The organism is Thermodesulfobacterium hydrogeniphilum, assembly GCF_000746255.1.
Taxonomy (GTDB): domain Bacteria; phylum Desulfobacterota; class Thermodesulfobacteria; order Thermodesulfobacteriales; family Thermodesulfobacteriaceae; genus Thermodesulfobacterium; species Thermodesulfobacterium hydrogeniphilum.
The window spans coordinates 68,422-91,171 of sequence record NZ_JQKW01000008.1; the positions used below are offsets into that span (position 1 = coordinate 68,422).

Annotated in this window: 32 protein-coding genes; 6 read left to right on the forward strand and 26 right to left on the reverse strand. The window is 30.1% G+C overall.

Annotated features, from left to right (window positions below; all coding sequences use genetic code 11):
• Genes CC87_RS04155 through CC87_RS04170 form a run of 4 tightly spaced genes read right to left on the reverse strand, consistent with a single transcriptional unit; the run spans window position 1 to window position 3,626 of the window.
• Entirely contained in the window at window positions 1-828 is an 828-nt protein-coding gene (locus CC87_RS04155; RefSeq protein ID WP_038056470.1) for a menaquinone biosynthetic enzyme MqnA/MqnD family protein, read from the reverse strand.
• Window positions 821-2,047: an amidohydrolase family protein gene (locus CC87_RS04160; RefSeq protein WP_038056472.1), complete on the reverse strand. Its 1,227-nt coding sequence runs from the start codon at window positions 2,045-2,047 to the stop codon at window positions 821-823. Before CC87_RS04160 ends, CC87_RS04155 begins: the two co-directional genes overlap by 8 nt.
• Window positions 2,047-3,105, reverse strand: coding sequence for a cyclic dehypoxanthinyl futalosine synthase (gene mqnC / locus CC87_RS04165; RefSeq protein WP_038056473.1), 1,059 nt, complete (start codon window positions 3,103-3,105; stop codon window positions 2,047-2,049). The genes CC87_RS04160 and mqnC overlap by 1 nt, the downstream gene beginning before the upstream one ends.
• Window positions 3,102-3,626, reverse strand: a complete 525-nt coding sequence (locus tag CC87_RS04170) for a cob(I)yrinic acid a,c-diamide adenosyltransferase (protein WP_038056696.1) — start codon at window positions 3,624-3,626, stop codon at window positions 3,102-3,104. Before CC87_RS04170 ends, mqnC begins: the two co-directional genes overlap by 4 nt.
• Window positions 3,627-3,807: 181 nt before the next feature.
• Between CC87_RS04170 and CC87_RS04175 the strand changes: the two genes are divergently transcribed.
• The 3 genes from CC87_RS04175 to CC87_RS04185 are packed head-to-tail and all read left to right on the forward strand — an operon-like array spanning window position 3,808 to window position 5,849.
• Window positions 3,808-4,083, forward strand: a complete 276-nt coding sequence (locus CC87_RS04175; RefSeq protein WP_038056476.1) for a hypothetical protein — start codon at window positions 3,808-3,810, stop codon at window positions 4,081-4,083.
• A 29-nt stretch (window positions 4,084-4,112) separates the two neighbouring features.
• Complete coding sequence (locus tag CC87_RS04180; protein ID WP_038056478.1) at window positions 4,113-4,847, forward strand: hypothetical protein; 735 nt, start codon at window positions 4,113-4,115, stop codon at window positions 4,845-4,847.
• A gap of 3 nt (window positions 4,848-4,850) precedes the next feature.
• Entirely contained in the window at window positions 4,851-5,849 is a 999-nt protein-coding gene (locus CC87_RS04185; RefSeq protein ID WP_038056480.1) for a sodium:calcium antiporter, read from the forward strand.
• A gap of 8 nt (window positions 5,850-5,857) precedes the next feature.
• Here CC87_RS04185 and CC87_RS04190 read toward each other — a convergent pair whose 3' ends face one another.
• The 16 genes from CC87_RS04190 to CC87_RS04260 all read right to left on the reverse strand — a co-directional run bounded on the left by CC87_RS04190 (window position 5,858) and on the right by CC87_RS04260 (window position 14,498).
• Window positions 5,858-6,721: an ATP-binding protein gene (locus CC87_RS04190; protein WP_038056482.1), complete on the reverse strand. Its 864-nt coding sequence runs from the start codon at window positions 6,719-6,721 to the stop codon at window positions 5,858-5,860.
• Window positions 6,718-7,548 (reverse strand): P-loop NTPase, encoded by an 831-nt coding sequence (locus CC87_RS04195; protein WP_038056484.1) that lies wholly within the window; start codon window positions 7,546-7,548, stop codon window positions 6,718-6,720. The genes CC87_RS04190 and CC87_RS04195 overlap by 4 nt, the downstream gene beginning before the upstream one ends.
• Before the next feature lie 12 nt (window positions 7,549-7,560).
• Entirely contained in the window at window positions 7,561-8,391 is an 831-nt protein-coding gene (locus CC87_RS04200; RefSeq protein WP_038056486.1) for an MBL fold metallo-hydrolase, read from the reverse strand.
• 1 nt (window position 8,392) lies between these two features.
• Complete coding sequence (locus CC87_RS04205) at window positions 8,393-9,106, reverse strand: MBL fold metallo-hydrolase (protein WP_051920550.1); 714 nt, start codon at window positions 9,104-9,106, stop codon at window positions 8,393-8,395.
• A complete protein-coding gene (locus CC87_RS04210; RefSeq protein ID WP_038056487.1) occupies window positions 9,103-9,915 on the reverse strand; it encodes an Mrp/NBP35 family ATP-binding protein in 813 nt (270 codons plus the stop codon). The genes CC87_RS04205 and CC87_RS04210 overlap by 4 nt, the downstream gene beginning before the upstream one ends.
• A gap of 13 nt (window positions 9,916-9,928) precedes the next feature.
• Window positions 9,929-10,231 carry a NifB/NifX family molybdenum-iron cluster-binding protein gene (locus CC87_RS04215; protein WP_038056488.1) on the reverse strand — a complete coding sequence of 101 codons (303 nt, stop codon included), beginning with the start codon at window positions 10,229-10,231 and terminating at the stop codon, window positions 9,929-9,931.
• Window positions 10,232-10,271: 40 nt separating this feature from the next.
• Window positions 10,272-10,634, reverse strand: coding sequence for a NifB/NifX family molybdenum-iron cluster-binding protein (locus CC87_RS04220; protein WP_038056489.1), 363 nt, complete (start codon window positions 10,632-10,634; stop codon window positions 10,272-10,274).
• A gap of 27 nt (window positions 10,635-10,661) precedes the next feature.
• Window positions 10,662-11,042, reverse strand: coding sequence for a putative zinc-binding protein (locus CC87_RS04225; RefSeq protein WP_051920552.1), 381 nt, complete (start codon window positions 11,040-11,042; stop codon window positions 10,662-10,664).
• Window positions 11,035-11,223, reverse strand: coding sequence for a hypothetical protein (locus CC87_RS04230; RefSeq protein WP_051920554.1), 189 nt, complete (start codon window positions 11,221-11,223; stop codon window positions 11,035-11,037). The genes CC87_RS04225 and CC87_RS04230 overlap by 8 nt, the downstream gene beginning before the upstream one ends.
• 45 nt (window positions 11,224-11,268) lie before the next feature.
• A complete protein-coding gene (locus CC87_RS04235) occupies window positions 11,269-11,490 on the reverse strand; it encodes a DUF5320 domain-containing protein (RefSeq protein ID WP_038056491.1) in 222 nt (73 codons plus the stop codon).
• Between the two features lie 21 nt (window positions 11,491-11,511).
• On the reverse strand, window positions 11,512-11,835 hold the full coding sequence (locus CC87_RS04240) for a DUF5320 domain-containing protein (RefSeq protein WP_038056493.1): 324 nt from the start codon (window positions 11,833-11,835) through the stop codon (window positions 11,512-11,514).
• Between the two features lie 16 nt (window positions 11,836-11,851).
• The gene (locus CC87_RS04245) at window positions 11,852-12,100 is read right to left on the reverse strand and encodes a DUF5320 domain-containing protein (RefSeq protein ID WP_038056495.1); all 249 of its coding nucleotides are present in this window, start codon (window positions 12,098-12,100) and stop codon (window positions 11,852-11,854) included.
• Window positions 12,101-12,259: 159 nt separating this feature from the next.
• Complete coding sequence (locus CC87_RS04250; protein WP_038056497.1) at window positions 12,260-12,694, reverse strand: Fur family transcriptional regulator; 435 nt, start codon at window positions 12,692-12,694, stop codon at window positions 12,260-12,262.
• A gap of 134 nt (window positions 12,695-12,828) precedes the next feature.
• Complete coding sequence (locus CC87_RS09085; RefSeq protein WP_051920556.1) at window positions 12,829-13,110, reverse strand: TraR/DksA C4-type zinc finger protein; 282 nt, start codon at window positions 13,108-13,110, stop codon at window positions 12,829-12,831.
• Window positions 13,111-13,166: 56 nt separating this feature from the next.
• Complete coding sequence (locus CC87_RS09090) at window positions 13,167-13,463, reverse strand: FmdE family protein (RefSeq protein WP_051920557.1); 297 nt, start codon at window positions 13,461-13,463, stop codon at window positions 13,167-13,169.
• A gap of 180 nt (window positions 13,464-13,643) precedes the next feature.
• On the reverse strand, window positions 13,644-14,498 hold the full coding sequence (locus tag CC87_RS04260) for a damage-control phosphatase ARMT1 family protein (RefSeq protein WP_038056499.1): 855 nt from the start codon (window positions 14,496-14,498) through the stop codon (window positions 13,644-13,646).
• 83 nt (window positions 14,499-14,581) lie between these two features.
• Here CC87_RS04260 and CC87_RS04265 point away from each other — a divergent pair, with 83 nt between their 5' ends.
• Window positions 14,582-15,394, forward strand: coding sequence for a YkgJ family cysteine cluster protein (locus CC87_RS04265; protein WP_038056500.1), 813 nt, complete (start codon window positions 14,582-14,584; stop codon window positions 15,392-15,394).
• Here CC87_RS04265 and CC87_RS04270 read toward each other — a convergent pair.
• Both CC87_RS04270 and CC87_RS04275 read right to left on the reverse strand, forming a co-directional pair.
• Entirely contained in the window at window positions 15,391-16,284 is an 894-nt protein-coding gene (locus CC87_RS04270) for a selenium metabolism-associated LysR family transcriptional regulator (protein WP_038056503.1), read from the reverse strand. The two genes, CC87_RS04265 and CC87_RS04270, sit on opposite strands and share 4 nt — an antisense overlap.
• A 104-nt stretch (window positions 16,285-16,388) precedes the next feature.
• Window positions 16,389-16,832 carry a hypothetical protein gene (locus CC87_RS04275; protein WP_038056505.1) on the reverse strand — a complete coding sequence of 148 codons (444 nt, stop codon included), beginning with the start codon at window positions 16,830-16,832 and terminating at the stop codon, window positions 16,389-16,391.
• A 226-nt stretch (window positions 16,833-17,058) separates the two neighbouring features.
• On the opposite strand from CC87_RS04275, the gene ispG reads away from it, so the two are divergent.
• Window positions 17,059-18,162: a flavodoxin-dependent (E)-4-hydroxy-3-methylbut-2-enyl-diphosphate synthase gene (gene ispG, locus CC87_RS04280; protein ID WP_038056506.1), complete on the forward strand. Its 1,104-nt coding sequence runs from the start codon at window positions 17,059-17,061 to the stop codon at window positions 18,160-18,162.
• Window positions 18,163-18,225: 63 nt separating this feature from the next.
• Window positions 18,226-18,684 carry a single-stranded DNA-binding protein gene (locus CC87_RS04285; protein ID WP_038056510.1) on the forward strand — a complete coding sequence of 153 codons (459 nt, stop codon included), beginning with the start codon at window positions 18,226-18,228 and terminating at the stop codon, window positions 18,682-18,684.
• 3 nt (window positions 18,685-18,687) lie between these two features.
• Here CC87_RS04285 and hemA read toward each other — a convergent pair whose 3' ends face one another.
• The 4 genes from hemA to CC87_RS04305 are packed head-to-tail and all read right to left on the reverse strand — an operon-like array spanning window position 18,688 to window position 22,750.
• Window positions 18,688-20,070: a glutamyl-tRNA reductase gene (gene hemA / locus CC87_RS04290; RefSeq protein ID WP_038056512.1), complete on the reverse strand. Its 1,383-nt coding sequence runs from the start codon at window positions 20,068-20,070 to the stop codon at window positions 18,688-18,690.
• The gene (locus tag CC87_RS04295; protein WP_038056514.1) at window positions 20,060-20,884 is read right to left on the reverse strand and encodes a cytochrome C assembly family protein; all 825 of its coding nucleotides are present in this window, start codon (window positions 20,882-20,884) and stop codon (window positions 20,060-20,062) included. The genes hemA and CC87_RS04295 overlap by 11 nt, the downstream gene beginning before the upstream one ends.
• A 34-nt stretch (window positions 20,885-20,918) precedes the next feature.
• Window positions 20,919-21,326: a universal stress protein gene (locus CC87_RS04300; RefSeq protein ID WP_038056517.1), complete on the reverse strand. Its 408-nt coding sequence runs from the start codon at window positions 21,324-21,326 to the stop codon at window positions 20,919-20,921.
• Between the two features lie 56 nt (window positions 21,327-21,382).
• Entirely contained in the window at window positions 21,383-22,750 is a 1,368-nt protein-coding gene (locus tag CC87_RS04305) for a B12-binding domain-containing radical SAM protein (RefSeq protein WP_038056701.1), read from the reverse strand.

The following is a 22,750-nucleotide window of genomic DNA, read 5'->3' on the forward strand; positions in this document are numbered from 1 at the left end:
TTATACCTCAAAAAATTTCAACTCAGGTATAGAAGGAATAATCTTTTTTTTATAAAGATATCCACAAAATGTTAAAAATGCTTTCTGTTTTAAACCTGAAAAATCATATTCTAAATGGGTTAAATAATTGTAAACAAATTCTTTGGGGAACTTTAAATAACTTTTTTCTACAATCTTTTCTAAATTGGAAAAAGCACAAGCTCTGGCATAGTAAATATTTAAACAAAAATCTCTCAGAAGCCTTTTATATTTTTCAGCTATCTCTTCTCTAATTATAAATAAAGCAAAAATAAAGGGAAGATGAGTGTATTTAAGCCATAATTCTGCAAGATCTGTAATAAACATCTCTTGATTATTCAATTGCAAAGTTAAGGCTTCATCTCCTATAGCTAAATACCCTGCCAATTCTTTTTTTTCTTCCTTTTTTAAATTATTCCAATTGGTGGAAAGATAAATATAATCTGGTTTTATATTAATAAAATCTTCCATAAGGATTCTCAAAAGATTAAAAGAGCTTTCAGTTTCAGGAGTAATTCCTATTTTTTTGGCATTAAGTTTTTCAAGAGGCTCTTTATGACAGAGAATTACACTTTTTACCTCACCTACAGCACTTATAGAAATATCCGGAAGAAGAAGATATTTATTAAAATCTCTGGCATAAACTACACTTGAACTAAGACTCCCATGGATTTCTCCTCTGGCTAAGCTAAGGTTTAATTTTTTGGGAATTTCAAGTAATATTTCAAAATTAACATTATTCTTGGGTAAATAAAATAGAAGTGGTAAAGTATTTAAATAAAATGGTATTCCTATTTTTAATCTAAACATAGACTCTAAATATTACCTCTTTTTCAGAATATACTAAATCCTCTAAAATTTTTTTTAAATTTTCAGAAAGTTTGTCTTTTATCTCTATTATTATAAGATTTGGTTTATAATCTGGCATAATTGCTCCCATATTACTAAATCCCAAAATATGTGCTCCATTATAAGTTGCCATTTTCAACAATTCTTCTATGGAAATATCTGTAAAAAAACTATGTAAAACTTTTATTTCATCCCATATAGATAAATGATCATTGCTTGCAAAACTATCTGTTCCTATACATACTTCTATTCCTGCATTTAAAAATTTCTTTAATTTAGGAATTCCAACTCCTATAAAAATATTGCTTTTGGGACAAATACAAATTTTAACATTTTTTTCTTTTAAAATTTTAATATCTTCCTCATCTACATAAACTGCATGAATTAAAAGTGTATTCTCATCTAATACTCCCAAACTGTTAAGATATTTTACAGGACTTACCTTAGGTGGAATAAAACTATCATTCCAGATTCCTCTTTCCTTTAAAAGTTTTGACCATTGTCCTTTACCTGTTTGTAAAAATTCTACTTCCTCAGAAGACTCAGCACAATGAATACAAAAAAGTCTTTTTCTTTTTTTATTGTAAGATTTGATAGCCTGAATTAAAAGAGGAGCTACAGTATGTGGTGCATGAGCTGAATAGGTGATTTTAAAATTTGAACATGGATATTTAATATATAACTCTTTTAAGTTATAAACTCCTTGAAAATTTAAAACTTCCTGGAAAAAATATCCATAAAAAGGTGATTGACAGAGGAGATCCAAGGTTATAGCAATATTTCCTACATCTCCTATAATTCCTATACCTTCTTTCCAAAAACCTTCTATAGTTAATTTAGCAGCTTCTTTCATTTCTATAGGAGTGAGTTGTTCTCTCATTTTTATAACATTTCTTACCCATAAAATAAAGCTTCCCGAAGGAGGAATTCTGTATTTAAGAGCTGAAAGTTCTAAATGAGTATGAGCATTTGTTAAAGCTGGCATTATAACAGCATCTTCAAAATCTATGAGTTTAGCATCAATTACTTCTTTTGAAAGTTCTTTATAAGTTCCAATTTTTGTTATTTTTTTATCTTTGATTTCTATAGCACCATCAAAAATAGGAGAGGATAAAATAGGGAGAACCCACTTAGCTCTTAAAAGATAATGATGATAAGACTGAGCCTGTATATTTTCCATTATTCTATTATGGTATAATCCATTTTTCTTCTTTTTGGAATATATCCAGCTGATTTTATATAATGTCTTATTTGTTCTTCACTTAATCTATGAGAAACCCCGGTTGCTGCTACTACATTTTCTTCTATCATAGTGCTTCCAAAGTCATTTCCTCCAAATTCTAAAGCTATTTGAGCAATATGAGGACCTTGTGTTACCCAAGAAACTTGAATGTTTCTAATGTTATCAAGGACTATTCTTGAAATTGCAAGAACTCTCAAATATTCTACAGATCCGACTTTGGTTAAATAGTGCAATTTTGTATTCTTAGGCTGAAAAGTCCATGGAATAAAAGCAGTAAAACCACCTGTTTTATCCTGCAGATTTCTTATTTTTAAAAGATGTTCCACAATTTCTTCCCTTGTTTCTATATGCCCAAACATCATAGTAGCTGTGGTTTTAAGTCCAAGCTTATGGGCTATTTCCATAACTTTAAGCCATTCTTCAGAAGTAGCTTTATTAGGAGATAAAAGACCTCTTACTCTGTCAGAAAGTATCTCAGCCCCTCCACCAGGTATGGAATCAAGACCTGATTTTATAAGTCTTCTTAAAACCTCTTCTATACTCAAACCTGATTTCTTACTAAAATGCACAATTTCTGGAGGAGAAAAACCATGCACATGAATTTGGGGATAATGGGTTTTTATAAAACCAAGCATTCTTTCATAAAATTCCAAAGACAAATCAGGATGAAGTCCTCCTTGAAGAAGGATTTGATAACCTCCAAGAGCAAGAGTTTCCTCTATCTTTTTACCAAGCTCTTCAAAGCTCAACACATAGCCATCAGGAGATCCAGGAGGTTTATAAAAAGCGCAAAATTTACATCCTGAAATACAAATGTTTGTATAATTAATATTTCTATCTACCACATAGGTTACAATTCTTTCTGGATTAAGTTTGAATCTAACAATTCTTGCAAGATACCCAAGCTCAGCCAAATCAAAATCAAAAAGCTTTAAAGCCTCATCTTCATTAAGTCTTTCTCCCTCTAAAATTTTACTTATTATCCTTTTTTTCATTTTTCTATTCCTTTTCTTGCAAAAACTCCCTCATCTATATAATGTTTGATTTTTTTCATCTCTGTTACCAAATTTGCCATTTCAATAAGTTCTTGAGGGGCATTTCTTCCTGTAATAACTATTTCTACTTCCTTGGGTTTGTTTTTTAAAACCTCTAAAAATTCTTTTAAATCAATTATTCCCCAGTTTAAAGCATAAATAATCTCATCCAAAACAATTATATTATAATCTTTGGAATTTACCAGATTTTTAACCTCGGACCATCCTTTTAAAATCAAATCTTTAAATTCTGGTTTTATTTCTCCTATTATAAAACTTCTTCTTCCGAAATTTTTATAATAAATCTGAGGAGCAAAGCTTTTGAGAATTTTTACCTCGCTTGAAGTACCAGGTTTAAAAAACTGGATAAATGCAACTTTAAAACCTGCTCCTATTGCTCTTATAGTCAAACCTACAGCAGCTGTGGTTTTTCCTTTACCATCTCCTGTATAAACCTGAATATAACCTTTAAATTCTTCCATTCTTTTTAATTTTAATCCATCTTTTAAACATAACAAATTTTTTTAGCCATTTGTTTCTAAATTTCTTTTTTAGAAATATAAAAATTTGATCTTGACAATTAATTTTAAATTTTATAAAAAAAATTATAAGAACATTAAAAAATCAATTTTATAAACATCCTATTATAATAGGAGGTAATTTATGCTTGTAGCTATTAGTGATCTTCATTTTGTTGATGGGACAGCAGGAGAGCATAATGTTCCCTATGAAGTTTTTGAAGATATCTTTCTAGAAAATAAATATGTAAAATCAGCTTATAATGAAAACATCTGGAAAAATAATCCTAAAATTCAATATATAACCCCTACTTATGATCATAGTCCTGATTTTGTAGAACTTAAACAGATGACTTATATAGTTTTTTATAACAAAGAGGAAAATACAGATAATAAAAAAAGCAAATACTTTGTGTTTTGATATGTGGACAGGAATAAAAAAGAAATATTATGAAGAAAAATAACACAGGAAAACTAACAGGAGGAGATAAAATGCGTTTATTTATTTTAGCTATTATTTTTGTACTTGTTTTTAATACTTCTCTTTTAGCAAAAAAAGAGAGTTCAAAAGAGACTAAAATCTGTTTTAGGGTTAAAAAAGAACTTTTTGCAGAGCCTGATTTTTTGCTTTTAAATATTTCTATTGAAGCAAAAGCTGATGAAGAAAAAGATGTGCTTAATGCTTTAGCTCTTGCTGACAAAAGGATTAAAAATACTCAAATTAAATACGAAGGTGGAAAATATAATATAAGAAAAAATTGTTTCTGGAAAAGGAATGAATGGATTTGTAAAGAATTTATTGGAAATGCTAATTATAATTTTAAATTAAAATCCCCTGAAAAACAAAATATAATTTTAGAAACCTTAGAAACTGATCCTAAGCCTTATACTTATTTTATAAATTATTTGCGGTGGACTATTTCTAAAAATAAAGAAAAGTATATAGAAGATAAATTATTTTCTGCTATTTTTGATGAAGTTTTAAGGAAAAAAGAATTAATTGAATCTAAACTTAATACCAAATGCTATATTAAAAAGATAGATTTCATAAAAAGATATTATCCAGTTAGAATGAATATGATAGCTGAAAAATTGAACAAATCAGTTGTTGAAGCTCCTATGCCTCAAAAAGAAAAACTTAACTTTTATAAAGCTGCTGAAATAGAAATAAGGTGTGAAGAATAATAAATGCTTCTTTGGATAAGTTTTATTATATGTACTTTAATAATTTTTTACGGGGGGAACAATCTTTCTAAATATGGTGATATTATTGCAGAAAATACAGGGATTGGAAGAACCTGGGTAGGGCTGGTTATCGTTGCCTCTGTTACCTCCTTACCTGAATTAATAACAGGTATAAGTTCTGTAACTTTTGTTAAAGTTCCAGAGATTGCAGTAGGAGATGTTCTTGGAAGTTGTATTTTTAATCTTTTAATTTTGGGATTTGTTGGTTTTTTTTATAAAGGTGCTTCTATATCTTATCAAACTCACCATGGCAATATTCTTGGAGCTTGTTTTAACATTATATTATTAATATTAGTTTCCTTAGGTTTATTTTTGCAAAGTTATATTTTTCCTATAGGTTGGATAGGAGTTTATACTATTCTAATTATTTTTACTTATTTTATGGCTATTCGTTTTGTTTATTTATATGAAAAAAGGGAATTACAAAAAATTATAACAGAAAGAGCAAAAGAACTGAAATATAAAGGTATATCTTTAAAAAAAGCTATTTTTAAATATGTCTTTAATGCTATTTTAGTAATTATAGCAGCTTCTATTCTTCCTAAAATTGGCAAAGAATTAGCAGGTGTTACAAATCTTGGGCAAATTTTCGTAGGTAATATTTTTATCGCATTTTCAACTTCACTTCCAGAATTGGTGGTTTCTATATCAGCTTTACGATTAAAAGCAGTTGATCTTGCAATAGGAAATTTATTAGGTAGCAATCTTTTTAATATAATAATTCTGGCAGTAGATGATTTGTTTTTTACAAAAGGACCTTTACTTTCTTTTGTAAGTAAAAATCATTTAATTCCAGCTTTGTTTTCTATTTTAATGATATCTATCATTATCATAGGAATACTTTATAGAACAGAAAAAAAGAAAATTTTATTAGCTTGGGATTCTTTACTTATTATTATAATTTATTTATTAAACCTTATGATTCTTTATAATCTTAGATAAATTTATTTTTAACTTATCTTTTCCCATATATTTTCTACAATCTCTGCAATTTCTCCGCCTTTGTTGTAAGTTTTTACATATTCTATAAAAGGCATTTCCTGTTTAACAGATTTTAAAACATCTTCTGAAAAAGGAATTTTTCCAATTACTTCTACGTCTTTTTCTTTGAGTTTGTTTTCTATCTCTAAACTCATCTCTTTGTTTAAATCGAATTTATTAATAATTACTTTTACTTCGGTTTTAAAGTGTTTAGCAAGATCTAAAACCCTTTCAAGATCATGTAAACCAGACAAAGTAGGCTCGGTTACAGCTACTACCAGATCAACCCCTGTCATACTTGCCATAACAGGACATCCTACTCCAGGAGGTCCATCAATTATTATGTAATCTTTGTTTTGTTTTTCTCCCATATCTTTGGCTATTTCCCTTAATTTAGCTACCAATTTCCCGGAATTTTCCTGAGCAATCCCAAGTCTTGCATGTACCATAGGTCCATATTTTGTTTCAGAAATAAAGTATTTTCCAGAAATTCTATCCTCTAAAATAATAGCCTCTTCAGGACAAAAATAGTAACAAATTGTGCATCCCTCACAAAAAAGAGGGTTTATTACAAAATCATCTGTTATAGCTTCAAATTTACAAATACTTTTACAAGTTCCACATTCTGAACATTTATCTTTATTTATTTTTGCAATTTTACCTCCTATAAAATCATAGCTTTCCTTAATTTTTGGATGTAATAATAAATGTAAATTAGCAGCATCAACATCTGCATCAACTATAATTTTATTCTTAGCAAGAACAGATAAGCATCCTGAAAGCATGGTTTTACCTGTTCCACCTTTTCCACTAATAATCAAAATTTGTTTCATTTTACAAGCTCCTTAATGGTTTCAAAAAGTTTTTGAAACTTTTGTTTATATTCAGGTAAACCTTCTACTAAAGGGATCCCTTTAGAATAAAGTTCTGCAATTTTTTTATCAAAAGGTATTCTCATTAAAATAGGTATATTATTTTTTTCACAGAAGCTTTCTATTATGTCATCCTTTTCAGACTTGTTTATAATTACTCCAGAAGGAATATTCATAATTTTGGCAACTTCATAAGCTATTTCAAGGTCATGAAGTCCGAAAGGAGTTGGTTCTGTAACTAAGATACAGAAATTTACATCTTTTAATGAAGCAACTACAGGACATGAAGTTCCTGGAGGAGCATCAATAATAGCATCCATGGAAAGATCTATAAAAGATTTAGCTTCCTCAATTACAGCAGGAGCCATAACTTCAGAAATATTAAGTTTTCCTTCTATAAATCTTAAATTTTCCTTTTTTCCAATATTAACAATCCCTACCTCTCTTTTCCCTTCTTTCATAGCTTTTTCAGGACACAAGAGAACACAGCCTCCACATCCATGACATAAATGAGGAAAAATTATCACAGAATTTGTCAAAACTGAAATAGCATTATAAGCACATATTTCACTGCACTTTCCACAATAGTTACACTTTTCTTCATCAATTTCAGGAAACATAACTTTCACAGAATAAGTTTCCTTTATTTCAGGTTTTAAAAATAAATGATCATTTGGTTCTTCTACATCACAATCTATTAATTGAACTCTCTCTAAGCTTAAAGCTAAATTTACAGCTATTGTAGTCTTACCTGTTCCACCTTTTCCGCTGGCTACTACTATAATCAATTTTAAGCCTCCTTAAACGCTTATAATTTCTCCTGTAGTAGCAAACCTAAATTTAGAACCAAAAATCTCTCTAAACTTAGAAGCAACACTCAAGCCTGTGCAATGATTAGCAGCAATAAGAGATACCTCCATCTGAGCTAAACGAATTAAGGTTTCTTCAAGTTGCTTGGAAGATGCAGGACCAAGATGGGTTCCTCCTATCACAGCAAATATTTTTTCTTCTCCTGTTACCTCTTTAGCATGTTCTATTATATTAATCACTCCAGAATGAGCACATCCAAGAATAACAACTAAACCCTTAGGTGTTTTTATAAAAAGGCTCATATCATCTAAAATAGGATCGGGGAGCTTTTTATCACCTTCTTTTATATACATACTTTCATCTATTTTTTCAAAAGTGGTCTTTCTTGGAATCTCGCCACTCAACCATATTCCCGGGAATATTTCAGTAGGCTTTTTTATCCATTTAAAATTAGCTCCTAAGCCTTCAAGTTCCTCTTTACGGAAAGGAATACCAATATAACGATCCACAGGAGATGAAACACAATGAAGACTAAAAATGTCAGGATGAGCATAAACAGGAATAGGTTTATTTATAAATTCCAAAACAGCCTTTAAACCGCCTGTATGATCATAATGACCATGGCTTAAAACTATAGCTTCTGCCTCTTTTAGATTTACACCTAAACGTAAAGCATTTTCTACAACTTTCCCTGTTTGTCCTGTATCAAAAAGTATTTTATGCCCCTCATGTTCAATCCAAACACTTAAACCATGTTCTCCAGCAAGTCCTTGTGGTATTAAAACTCCTACTGAATTTTCTATTAAAACAGTAATTTTCATTTCAACCCTCCAAAATTATTTCCTTTCCCACTCCAGCATTTATAAAATTTTCTTTAAATGCTTCTCTAAACATCTCTCTTGCCTTATCTCCAGTGCAATGAGAGGCAGCAATATATCTTAATTTACAAGATTTAAAAAATTCAATAATATCTTTTATTTCCGATTTATTCTTGCTCAGCAAATGCAACCCACCTAATATCATAAAAGGTTTATCTTGAGCGATTTCAATAGCTCTTTGTAAAATATTAATTATTCCTGGATGAGCACAACCTGTAATTAGAATAAATCCCTTTTCCGTTCTTAAAATAAGAGAAATTTCTTTTATATAACTCCCAAGCTCTTCTGTAGATAAAATTCCTGAATAAATTTCTAAAGGTTTATCTTTAATTAATTGAACTTTCATTTTTTGAGGAAAAGAAGCACTTAAATGTTCATAAGAAAAATTTCCCATATAAAGCTCAAGATTTTCAAGTAAAGGAAACAATCCCTTTAAACCTCCAGTATGATCACCATGATAATGAGAAATAACTATTTTATTAATAATTTTAGGATCAATTTTAGCTTTATTAAAATTATATAAAAGTATATGAGAATCTCCACCGGTATCAAAAAGAATGTTTTGATGAGGTATTTGAATAAGACAGGAAAAACCCCAGCCAGTTATAAAATCTTCTTCAGCTGGATAATTATCATAAAGGATTTTTATTTTTATCATTTCAAAATTTCTTCTATTTGCTCAATTATTTTAAAAAAAGCTTTAGCTGGCTCACTTTCAGGATAATATTCTACACAAGGCTTTCCTTCATCCCCTGCTTCTACAAGCTTGGGATCAATAGGAATTCTCCCTAAGAATCTAATATTTAATTCTTTAGCTAAAGTTTCAGCCCCTCCACTTTTAAATATGTTTATAACTTCTCCACATTTTGGGCAAACAAATCCGCTCATATTTTCAATTATTCCAAGAATAGGAGTTTGGGTAGCTTCGCAAAATTTTATAGATCTTTTCACATCAGCTAAGGCTACATCTTGAGGAGTAGCTACAATAATGGCTCCATCAACTTTACCTAAAAGATGCCTTATAGAAAGCACTTCATCACCAGTTCCTGGAGGAGAATCTACAATAAGATAATCTAAAGCTCCCCAGATAATATCACTTAAAAATTGTTGAATAGCTCTATGTTTTAAAGGTCCACGCCAAATTATAGCATCATTATCCTTAGCAAAAAAACCTATAGACATTACCTTTAAAGTTGGAGAATAAACTACTGGATAAGCTCCTTCTGGAGTGACTGGTGGCTGCGTTCCCTTTAAACCAAGCATATTAGGAATATTGGGTCCATGAAGATCTACATCCAAAAGACCTACCATATTATCTCTTAGAGATAAACCAACCGCTATATTGGTAGAAACTGTACTTTTCCCTACTCCACCTTTCCCTGAAAGAACCAAAATTCTTCTTTTAATAGCTGAAAGTTTTTCTTGTAGCTCCTGAAGTTCTTTATCCTGTTCTTTTTTACCTGGCATTTGCTTATCCTCCTCATAATTTGCTTATAATATCTTTTACTTTTCCAGAAACTTCAACTATTTCTACTCCAGCATTTTTTAAAACTTCTTCTGCATTAGGACCGATTCTTCCTGTAAAAACTTTTTTAGCTCCCTTTTGAACTACAAACTGAGCAGCCTGAATTCCTGCTCCACCCATAGCAGCTTTCCATTGATTTTCTACTGCCTCATGTTGTTTAGTATCTGTATCATAAAAAATAAAATAACTACACCTTCCAAATCTTGGATCAACTTCTGAATCAAGACTACTTCCTTGAGCTGTAATACAAACTATCATAACTTTCCTCCTTTAGTAAAAAAATTTTTACAACTTCAAATTAATGGCATTCATGACCATGAGAATGGTCACAAAGACTCTCTCCACCTTTTAAAGTTCCTTCTAAGAAAGCTTTTAAAACCTCTTCCACTCTGCCTGTAACTCCTAAAATTGGTTGTATACCTGCTGATTGAAGCATCATGACAGCTTTGGGTCCCATTCCTCCTGCTATAATATAATCAACCCCTATGCTTTGTAAAAACCTTGGAACTAATCCAGGTTGATGTCCTGCATAACCTGGATTTTCAACCATTTCCCTTCTGACAATGTTACCTTCTTTATCAATATCCACAACTAAAAAAGCCTGACATCTGCCAAAATGAGCAGAAACAAAATCATCATCCACAGCTATAGCTACACGCATACAAAACCCCCTTAGTGAGATTAATTTTTAAACTGAATTTAAATTTTCACTAATAAATTTTTCAACAATTTCCACTTCTTGAGGAGTAAAATCTATACTACCTGCAACTTTTTTAATTCCTAATTTTGTTAAATCATAATGATAATTTATTTCTATTCCAGCCTTTTCTAAAATTTTTTTGGCACAATTTTTAGGACATCCGTCTATAGCTATAACACTTTTAGCCTGAGAAACTTTTTTAAAAGCATTCTGTATTCCTGCAGCAATTCCTGCTAAACAGACCATGTATCCCAAATTAGATTTTACTAATTTTACACCTATAGCATTAGCCAATTGTCCTGTATTAGAGCCACCAGCACAGGTAAAAATAGCTATTTTACCTGTATCTGTTTTCTGATTATTATCCATTTCTTCCACCTCCTTTTCCCTGACCCCTTCCTTGACCTTTTCCTCTTCCGCATCCCCCACCTTGACCTTTTCCCCGGCCTCCGCAACCACCTTTTTCCTGACCTCTTCCACCTCCTCTTCCTCTTCCACAACCACCACCTTGGCCTCTATCACCTCTTGGACAACAATTATTTTTAAACATTTTTTTCTCCTTTTTAAGTTTTAAAACACTATTTTACTCTTTCTTTTACCAATTCCAACCCCAGCCTCTTCTCCAAGCCATACCTCTACCACCAAACCAGCCTCTACCCCAACCTCTTCCAAATCCTCTTCCTCTGCCCCAGCCTCTTCCAAATCCCCAACCAGGACCTTTGGTAAATCCAGGACTGTCAAAACCACTACAGTAACCTAATCCCCTACCTGTTCTTGGACCTAAACCTAATGGACCTGTTCTATCTCCCCAAGGCATAACTTACACCTCCTTTTTAATTTACTTTTCTTCTTCCAACTTTTTCATTCTTTTTTCTATTTCAGCAAGCCTTCTTTTTAAGAATTCAGCTTCTTCTTGTAAAAGTTTTTTTTCATCATCAGGAGGAAGGATTTCTTCTGGGAAATAATTCATAGCCCAGAACCATCTCCAACCTCTTCCTCTGCCCCAACCTCTTCCAAATCCTCTTCCTCTGACCCAGCCTCTTCCAAATCCCCAACCAGGACCTTTGGCAAATCCAGGACTGTCAAATCCGCTACAGTAACCTAATCCCCTACCTGTTCTTGGACCTAAACCTAATGGACCTGTTCTATCTCCCCAAGGCATAACTTACACCTCCTTTTTAATTTTTTTTATTTTCTTGCTCTAACTGAGCTAATCTCTTTTCAATCAATTCAAGCTGAGTTTTTAATACTTCTGCTTCATTTTTAAGCAATGCTTTTTCAATTTCAGCATAGGGTTCTTCTAAATAAGCCAATCTCCGCCAGTATCTCCAACCCCAACCTCTTCCCGGCCATCCAAACCACCAACACCATCTCCATCTCCAACCTCTTCCTCTACCCCAGCCAAGCCCTGGTACAAACCAAGGCATAAATTACCACCTCCTTTAGTTTTTATTATTGATAATAATTCTCATTTTCATTATTTTAATGATATATCTTAATTTTAAAAAGTCAAGTATTTAATTTTTGAATTGTTGAAAAAACTTTTTATTATTTGATTAAAAATTTAAAAAATTTTACGAAATAAACTATTTTTCAAGTTTCTGACAATTTTCACAAAGTCCATAAAATTGTAAATCTGAACTTTCAATTTTAAAATTGAATTTTTTTTGGATAGAGTTTTTAAAATCTTTTAAAGGATCCTCTTCAAGAGTCACTTCATAATCTATGATTTTACCACAATTTTTGCAAATAAGGTGATAGTGCTCTGCATTATCATTATGTATAAATTCATATCTTGCTTTACCGTCTTTAAAATCATACCTTTTTATAAGGCCAATTTCTGTAAGCAAATCCAAAGTTCTATAAACTGTAGCAAGCCCTACACCAGGTAATACCTTTTTAAGTTCCCAAAAAATCTCTTCTGCACTTAAATGCCCTTTTGTGCGGCTTAAAAGCTTTATTAAAGCCTCTCTGGCTTGAGTTCTTCTGAATCTCCAACAGCGTCCTTTACCAAAAGGCACTTTTTTATACCTTTATTGAAAATTTTTCCTTTTATTTTTTAAAAATAATTTAACTTCTCAAATAAGTCAACTTTTTATTTCTATTTTAAATATTTTTAATTTTTGAAAAATTTTTTAATTGGATTTATATATTATCACTTTTCAAAAATTTTCTCAAAACCTTCTTCATAGCCTGCACAATCAATACAAACCTTTTTATTACCTAAAACTCTTAGATAAGGAATTGAAACCCATTCTCCACAAATTTCACAGGGTTGAGCTCCTAAAACCTCTTCTGGAGGTTCAAAAGTTGAATCTTCAAGTTCACCAATGATAAATATTTCTTCTTCAGGTGCTTCTAAAACGATTTTTACTGCTTCCCAGGCTTCTTCTTCAGGAATTTGGTCAGGTGGAATCCCTTGGGCTCTTTTTTTCATAAAAGAAGTTTGTGCAATTTTTTCTCTTATCTCAGGATTAAATTTATAAGCAATTCTTATTTGTTTTCCCTTTTTGGATCAACTAAAGTAAAAGCCAATTTACCTCTTGGTTTCCATATAAGACCTGCTTTACCCACAGTACAACCTGTAGCATACTGTAATCCATCTAAAAAACACACAGCTCCGTGAAAATATCCAGTTTCAACAATAGCATAGAGTCCTCTTGAACCAATTCTTTGAGCCCCAAGTCCCCTTAAAGCTATAAGACCTGCTCTAAAACCCAAGGTAGATGCCCAACATTTGTGACCATGAAAATTAAACATCTTTTCCAAAAGCTCTTTTTTGATTTCCATAACTAACCTCCTTCTTTAGATTAATTACCATATTAATGTATAGCTAAATAGCTAAATGTCAAGAAATACATCTTCAAAGTTTTTAAAAGTGTTATATGGCTTAGCAGGTTGAAAAAACCAATAAAACTTAGTTGGAAAAGTCTGGTATATCTGGAAAGCAAAATTTAAAACAATTAAAATTTAAGTAATATTTTGTTTTTTAAAAACATAATTATTAACATCTATACCAATATGAGAAGCAATTACCGGACATTTTACTTTTAAAAGAAAAAACAAATTGTCCTTTTTTATATCAGAAAGACTTTCGTAGTTTCCTTGTCCTTTGCTTATAATAATATCAGCTTGGTTGAAAATTTCCGAAAATTCTTTGCTACACTCTTTAAAATCAATTCCAGGCAAGGTGCAACCCGTAGAAATTATCTCAGCACATTCATGTAACCCTGATTCATAAGCCTCTTCCAAGGTAGCATCATTTATAATTGGAATACCTCTTACAGCATAAAAAATTTTATATTTTTTAAATTCTTCAATCAAAATTTTATCAAAAACTGTTTCACCTGCATTATCTCCCAAAATTAAAATAATTTTAGCATTTTTGAGTTTTTCTTTAAAATTTTCCAAATCACATAAAGCGAATTCTTTTTTTAATTCCTTTTCCAAATTTTTTTCCAAATTTATTTTAGAATAAACTCCATAGTCTAAAACATTTCCTATAGCTGCAATTTTTAAACCCCAGTATAATTTATCTCCCTGTTGATTTAAAAATTCTTTTAAAGGTTTATAAAATTTTTTAGCTATTTCTATACTCTGCTTTTTTATCTCTTTGTAAGGATCTGGATCTCTTGTGTATATTTTTACAAGACCATGAATTTCTCTTGCGAGTTCAGGAGGAGTTCTATAATTTTTGAAATCTCTGAGAATCTTTATAGCTTCTTCTATAATCTTTTCTTGAATTTCTGTTTTTTTGGTTACCATACGACTTGCTTCTAAAACTTGTCTTAAAAAACAGGGCAGACAATCAAGTTGTAATTTCATTCTTTAACCTCCAAAAATATAATTTGATATTAAGATATTTTTGGATTATAATAAACAAATTAAAAAAATAAAAGGGGTGACAAATGGAAGCACTTACTAATTTAAGAGGTTTAGATAAAATAATTGTTCCTATCAGACTTTCTTCCAAATCCAAAATCAAGTTTCAATGCTATCCAGGAGTTCCTTGTTTTAAACTTTGTTGTTCTAATCTATTTTTACCTCTTACTCCTTATGATATTATAAGAATCAGAGATAAACTTGGATTATCTACTGATGAATTTCTTCTTTTATACACAGAACCTTTCATCTTACCTAAATCCGGGCTTCCAATTGTTAGATTAAAAATGTCAGATAATGAAGATAAAACCTGTCCATTTTTAGGGGATGGTGGATGCGAAATCTATGAAGTAAGACCTTTAGCTTGCAGATATTATCCTTTAGGTTTTGGTCTTTTTAGAAATAGAGATAAAAGAACAAATGAAGAAATATATTATCTTGTAAAAGAAGGTTTTTGTCAGGGATTAGAATCAGGACCAGAAATTACTGTAGAAGAATACAGAAAATCTCAAGGAATTCCTGAGCTGGAAAAACCTATTAAAGAATGGGCAGAAATAATTATGAAAAAAGAATCCTTGGGGCCAATTGAAGTCCCGGAAAAAAGTTTACAATTGTTTTTTATGGTTAGCTCTAATCCTGATAGATTTAGAAGCTTTGTTTTTGAAAGTAAATTTTTAGACATTTTTGAAGTTCCAGAAAAAACCTTAGAGGAAATTAAAAAAGATGATTTAAAGCTTCTTCAATTTGGTTTTAAGTGGTTAAAAACTGTGCTTTTTGGAGAAAATCTGATAAAACGCAGAAAGGTTGTTTCCTCAGTGAAAAAAATTAAGCCTTTTTAAGTTAAATTAAAATAATTCTTTATAAAATTTAAAAAAATCTGACTCGCTGGAGTAAAATTTTTATATTTAGGATAAACTAAATAAAAGTTTCTTGTTATAGTTAACTTTTTAATTTTTATTACCTTTAATAATTTTAAAGATTTTTCTATTTCTATGGCAAGAAAAGATACAAACCCACAGCCTAAACCCGCTTTAACAGCTTCTTTAACTGCTTCGGTGGAACCCATTTCTCCAGTAATATTTAGCTTCAAAATATCAATCCCTGCTTTTTGAAGAGTTTCTACTGCATTTTTCCAACTTCCTGAACCTTCTTCTCTTTTAATTAAGGGGATTTTATAAAGCTCTGAAAGCTCCACTTCATCTTTAGAAAACTGAGGTGGAGCAATTAAAACAATTTCATCTTGATAACAAGGTGTATAAACTATTTCTCTGGTTTTGAAAGTAGCTCCAATCATTCCTAATTCTAACTCGCCTATCATTACTTTTTCAGCTATTTCCTGAGAATCTCCCACTTTTAAAAATACAGAGATGTAGGGATATTTTTCTTTGAAATTTTTTATCACCCTGGGTAGAATATATTGTCCTGGAATAGTGCTTCCCCCTATTTCAACCAGACCACCTTTTTCATCTTTGAAAGGTTGAAGCTCTTTTTGCATTCTTTTTAAGATATTGAGAATTTCTTTTCCATATTCATAAACTATTTTACCTGCTTTACTTGGAATCACTTTTCTGGTATGTCTATCAAATAGAGTAACTCCTAAAGCTTCTTCTAGGTCTTTTATATGAAGTGTAATGGTAGGTTGAGCCAGATATAATAATTTAGAAGCTTTAGAAAAACTGCCTGTTTCATAAACTTTAAGAAATACTTCCAGTTTTTTAAGGTCTAACATTTTGAAATACTTTTAGATAAAATTCTAAAATAGATGATTTTAATTAATTTATTTAAAATTGCAATTATTTTTATTAGAAATTTTTATGAATTTTTTTCTAACTTCTATTTATTTTTTTCTAAAATTTTTTGAATTTCAGAAGGACCTGCCTTGGTTTTAACTATTAATAAATTTATATCTTTGGGACCATCTTTAAGAAGTTCTTTAATTTCAAATTCATAAAGTTTATTCTTTATAACAGGCAAAAAGTTGAGAATTTCTCCTACTGTAGGGCCTGAAACACAGATAATTCTTTCCATTTCAATACTGGTAAGAACATCTGAATATTTCCCATAGCCAAATTTCTCCAAAGCTTCCCTGGGAATCTCTCCAAAACCAGGAGCTAAAATAATAGCTCCTACTTCAAGTTCCCTAATTTCTGGGTTACGGATAAAAGTTAAATTGGCATTATATCTATCTACTGCCAAAGAGGAACAGTATCTGGTACAGTCTCCACAGGCTTTGCATTTATTTGAATCCACATATCTTGGATTAACTTTGACTTTCACTTTAAAATTTCCGGGTTCACCTTCTACAGCTTCTACCTCTGATAAAGTTAAAATTTCAATATTTTAATAATTATTATTTAGAATGTGCAAGAGATTATTATAAAATTTTTATTTTAATTTTTAAATAAAAACAATTTTTAAATTTTAAAAAAGTAATAAATTAAATCTTTTAGAATTTTTAGTTTTATTTTTGAAAAATATAATTAAAATATAAAAAGGAAAAAATATGTATCCTAAAATAAAACGTAAGAAAACCAGAGTTGTTTGGGTTGGGAATGTTGGAATAGGAGGGGATAATCCTGTTCGTGTCCAAAGTATGACAAATACTGATACAAGAGATGTCAAAGCTACTTTGGATCAAATCCACAGGCTTTATGAAGCTGGCTGTGAAGTAATTAGAGTTGCTATTCCAGATGAAAAAGCTGTTAAAGCTTTAAAAGATATTGTTAAAGAAAGTCCTATACCAGTTATAGCAGATCTTCATTTTTATACTTCTCTGGGAGAAAAAGCTGTAAAAGCTGGTATAGCAGGAATAAGGATAAATCCTGGCACTTTTAAAAATAAAAAAAATTTGGATCGTTTAATAGAAATATGTAAGGAAAGAAAAGTTTGTATAAGAATAGGTATAAATGCTGGTTCTTTAGAATCTGCAGTTTTAAAAAAATATAAAATACCTTGCCCAAAAGCTATGGTAGAGAGCGCTCTAAATTGGTTAAATTATATTATAGAAAAACATGATTATCAAAATTTAAAAATATCTCTAAAGTCTTCCAATTGGTGGGAAACAGCTAAGTCTTATGAAATGTTTTCAAAAAAATCAGACTTTCCTCTTCATTTAGGGGTAACAGAGGCAGGGGGATTAATACCTGGCACTATTAAAAATACCATGGCTATAACCTATCTCTTATTAAAAGGTATAGGAGATACTATAAGAGTTTCTTTAACTGCGGATCCTGTAGAAGAAATTTATGTAGCTTTTGAAATTTTAAAAAATCTGGGGTTAAGAAGCTTGCATCCTGATATAATTGCCTGTCCAACCTGTGGAAGATGTGAAATAGATTTAATGAAGCTTTATAAAGAAGTGGAAAATTGGGCCAAAAATATAAAAGCAGATTTAAAACTTGCTGTAATGGGATGTATAGTAAATGGACCAGGCGAAGCTAAAATGGCAGATCTTGGTATTGCAGGAGGAAAAGGAGTAGGGATTATTTTTAAAAAAGGAAAAATTATTCGCAAGGTTTCTGAGAAAGACCTTTTACCAACTTTTTTTGAAGAAATAGAAAAATTTTTAAAAGAACATCCAGAAAGACTCCATTTAACAACCTCATAAAGAAAAAATCAAAAATGTGTTTTTTGAATTGAAAAAAATTAAAAAAGGTCTATTATTAAAAATATGAGTATTAATAAAGTTATTCTTATTGGAAGATTAGGGGCAGATCCTGAAATAAGATATACCTTAGATGGGAAACCTGTTGCCAGTTTTAGAATAGCTACTAATGAGGTTATTGTTAAAAATGGGGAAAAAGAAATTCTTACTGAATGGCATAGGATAGTTGCTTTTGGAAGACTTGCTGAAATTTGTGGAGAATATCTGACCAAAGGGTCACAAGTTTATATAGAAGGTAAATTAAGAACCAGAAAATTTGAGGATAGACAGGGAATACAAAGATATATTACAGAAATTATAGTACAAAATATACAAATTTTAGGTAAAAAACCTCAAACCTCTCAAACTACAGAATCTTTAACCTCACAAGTAGAAAGTTCTCCTAAATTAGTCAAAAAGGATGAACCTTTACCTTTAGAAGAAACTGAAGAACCACTTATAGATGAAGAAGATATTCCCTTTTAAATTTTATTGAATAATCATCTTCTTAGAATTTTCTTTCTTATTTTCTTTTTTAGACAGTATTTTTTTCTTTTCTACCGATTCTTCAATTTCTGTAGTATCTTCTTCTGTTTCATCCAAGTTATAGATCTGTCTTATAAGACTAACAGCATATCTACCTTCTTCATGATAGCTTTTTTTGATAAAATTAATAGGAAAATAAAGCATTTTTTGAACTAAAGATTTAGTTAAAATTTCAATAGCTTCTTTTTCTTCTTCAGAAAGATTTTTAAGTTTTTTAAGAGTTTTAGAAAGCTCTTTTTGTCTTAAACGTTCAGCTTTTTCACTTAAAGCTCTAACTGTAGGATGATAATCAAGTTCTTTTAACCATTTCTGAAATTTTAAAACCTCTTCTTCTATAATAATTTTAGCTCTAAAAGCTTCTTTTTGCCTTTCTTTAAGATTTTCTTCTACTACTTCTTTTAAATCATCTATATCGTAAAGAAATACATTTTCCAATTTATTAACTTCTGGTTCTACATCCCTTGGAACAGCTATATCAATAATAAATAAAGGCTTAAATCTTCTTGCCTTAAGAATAGAAGCTACCATATCTTTAGTAATTACAAAAGAAGGTGCTCCTGTAGAGGAAATAACTATATCAGCTTTAATGAGAACATTAGGGAGTTCCTCTAAAGAATAGGCTTCACCTTTAAATTTTTCTGCAAGTTCTACAGCTTTTGATAAGGTTCTATTAGCAATAAGAACTTTATTAGCACCACCTGAAATAAAATGCATAAAAGCAAGTTCTGCCATTTCTCCGGCACCAACTAAAAGCACTGTTTTGTTTTTTAAAGAACCGAGAATTTTTTTTGCAAGTTCATAAGCTGCATAACTTATAGAAACAGCTCCTCCTCCAATCCCTGTCTCTGTGCGAACTCTTTTAGCAACAAAAAAGCATCTATGTAAAAGTCTATTTAATACTAAACCAGAAGTTCTATATTTTAAAGCATCTTTATAAGCATCTTTTACTTGCCCTAATATTTGAGGTTCACCTATTACCAAAGAATCAAGACCACAGGCTACTTCAAAAAGATGTTTTACAGCTTCCTCATTTTCCAAAAAATAAAGATGTGGTTTTAACTCTTTCCATTTAAAAGAACTTTCTTTTTCTAAAAATGAAGAAAAATCTCTTAAAAATTCTTCTTTTTTAAATCTTTCTAAAATAAAACAAAATTCAACTCTATTACAAGTTGACAGAAAAAAGGCTTCCTTAAAAGACGGTATTTGAGATTTTAGTTTTTCCAAGGGATGAGAAAGAGAGGTTTTAAAAGATAATTTCTCCCTAATTTCAACTGGAGCAGTTTTATGATTTAAACCTATTAAAATTATAATATATTCAGGAAACATAGGTATGAAATCCTTTAGTAAATAAATTTATCACAAAAAAGCTGATTAACCAGACTCCAAAACCTAAGATAATCATAAAAGCTGATTTTTTACCTCTCCAACCTATTAAAATCCTTTGATGAATTAAAATGGCATAAATTAACCATAAAATAAATGAATTAACTTCCTTAGGAGACCATCTCCAATATTCAGCATAAACAAGATTGCTCCATATAGCTCCAGTAATAATAGCTATACTGAGAAATAAAAATCCTAAATATACACACTTTTCACTGACTCTATCTAAATATTCTAAAGGTGGCAATTTTCTATAAAAAATCCCTAAATGTTTGCGCTTAATTTCTCTTTCTTGTAAAAGATACATTATAGAGGTTACCATAGCAAAAATTAAAAAACCATGAGAAAATAATCCAGAAATAGCATGTATAGGAAACCAAAAATTTCTAAAATAAGGTGTAAAAGGCGAAGTAAAAGTAGGAGAAATTATATAAGAAATAAATAAAAAAAATAAAATAAAAGGTGAAATGAAAAATCCAACAGTATAAATCTTAAGCCGACTAAAAGAAAAAATAAAATAAATTAATATGAGACACCAAGCTAAAAAATTAGGTAAATCTTTAAAATACAATGTATTGGTTGAATATATTTCCAAAATTCTAAAAATCCAAAAAATAGAATGAAAGACAAAACCAGATCCTAAAATAAATTGAGCATACTTTAGAACATCTTTTCTTAAAGTTTTAAAATAAAATCCAAAACCTATAAAAGCCACAAAATAAGCAATAAAGGTTAAAATGAAAAATAGATCGGTCATTTATAATTTGTTTAAAAAATTTTTTCAATTAATTTTATTTCTTTTTAGCTATGTAAATAGAACAAGGAGCAAAATTAGCCACTTTCGCAGCTGTGCTACCAAGAGTATATCTTATTATGTCTGGTCTGACTCCTCTTGCTCCCATTATTAATAAATCGGCTTCTTCTTTTTCTACAAAATTCAATATAGCTTCAGCTATAGAAAATTCAGTTATTATAACTTCTTTAATTTTAAAAGAATCCTGTATATCTATTTTTATCTCATCTAATAAGGCTTTAGCTTTTTCTTTAGCTTTTTCTTCCTCATCCTTAGACATATCCTCTCTTTTTCTAATAACATGAAGAAGAATTAATTCATCTATAGCATCCTTTAAAAAGTTTTGAATCATTTTTAAACCTTCTTTAACATCTTGAGATCCATCATAGGCAATTACTACTTTCATAAAAACCTCCTCTTTTAAAAGATTAAAAATACTTAATATTATATTTTAACACAATTTTAAACTTTTTGTAAGTTCTGAAAGAATTCTATATTCTCTTTTCCCCAAAGCTTTATAAATTTTTTGCCAAGAATTCTTATAGTGGTATTCCAAAAATTTCCTTTAAATAAATATTTTAAGGCTTCTTTATAACTATAAAAATCTTTAAATAATGTATTATGAAGCTCTTGTAATTCTAAAGGACTTAAATTTTTAGGATAAAATACTACATGATGACCATCATATAATTCCCAATCTGTAGTAAAAATTCTACCATTATTTAAAAAATCTTCAAATAATTTAGTACCAGGAATAGGTGTAAGTATTAAAAATTGAACAGAATCAAGGTTTATCTCTTTTGCAAACCTTAAAGTAGCTAAAATACTTTCCTTAGTATCTGTATCAGCTCCTATAACAAACATACCATGAATTTTTATCCCAAAATTATGAAGAGTTTTTATTCCTTCTTCTATCTCTTTCTTGGTTATGCCCTTTTTATAAAATTTTAAAGTTTCAGGATTTATAGATTCAATCCCTACATAAACCAAAATACACTTACTCTTTTTCATAAGATACAGAAGTTCTTTATCCTTATAAATATCAATTCTTACTTGAGTTGACCACTCACCTTTAAAATTATGTCTTATCATATCTTCTAAAAGCTCTTTAGTCCGATTCTTATCAGCTACAAAATTGTCATCATAAAAAAAGACATGTTGTCCCTTTTTTATATTTTTTAACTCTTCTAAAATAAGATCTTTATTTCTAAACCTATATTTTCTTCCGAACAAGGCAATAACAGAACAGAAAATACATCCAAAAGGGCATCCACGAGAGGTAGATATAGGATAAATTTTAATTTTATCAGAATTAAAATTCTTGACCAGAGAAAAATCAGGAATAGGAAGGGTATCCAAATCTATCCAATCTTTATCCATGGGATTATGATAAATCTTTCCGTTTAATTTATAAGAAAGGTTGGGAACAGAAGAAAAATTAGGCTTTGTGCTTTCTAATTGTTCTATTAATTTTACTATAGCTTTTTCCCCTTCTCCTCGTATTACAAAATCAGCAAAATTTAAAGCCTCTTCAGGAAGAAAAGAAACATGTGGTCCCCCCATAATTACAATTTTTTTGTATTTTTCTTTAACCTGTTGAGCTATTTTATAAGCCCTTTTGGCTGTAGGGGTAATAGTTGAAATCATTACTACATCCGCATTTTTCAAAGCATTTTCATCTATCTTCCCCTGCTCTTCTAAAAAGATTTCTACATCATGTCCTTTATTTTTGAGAATAGTTCCTAAAAGTGGCATAGCTAAACGAGAAAGTTTAAAAGCCGAAAATACATGGGTTCTAAAATTTTTAGGTTCTATACCAACTATTTTCAT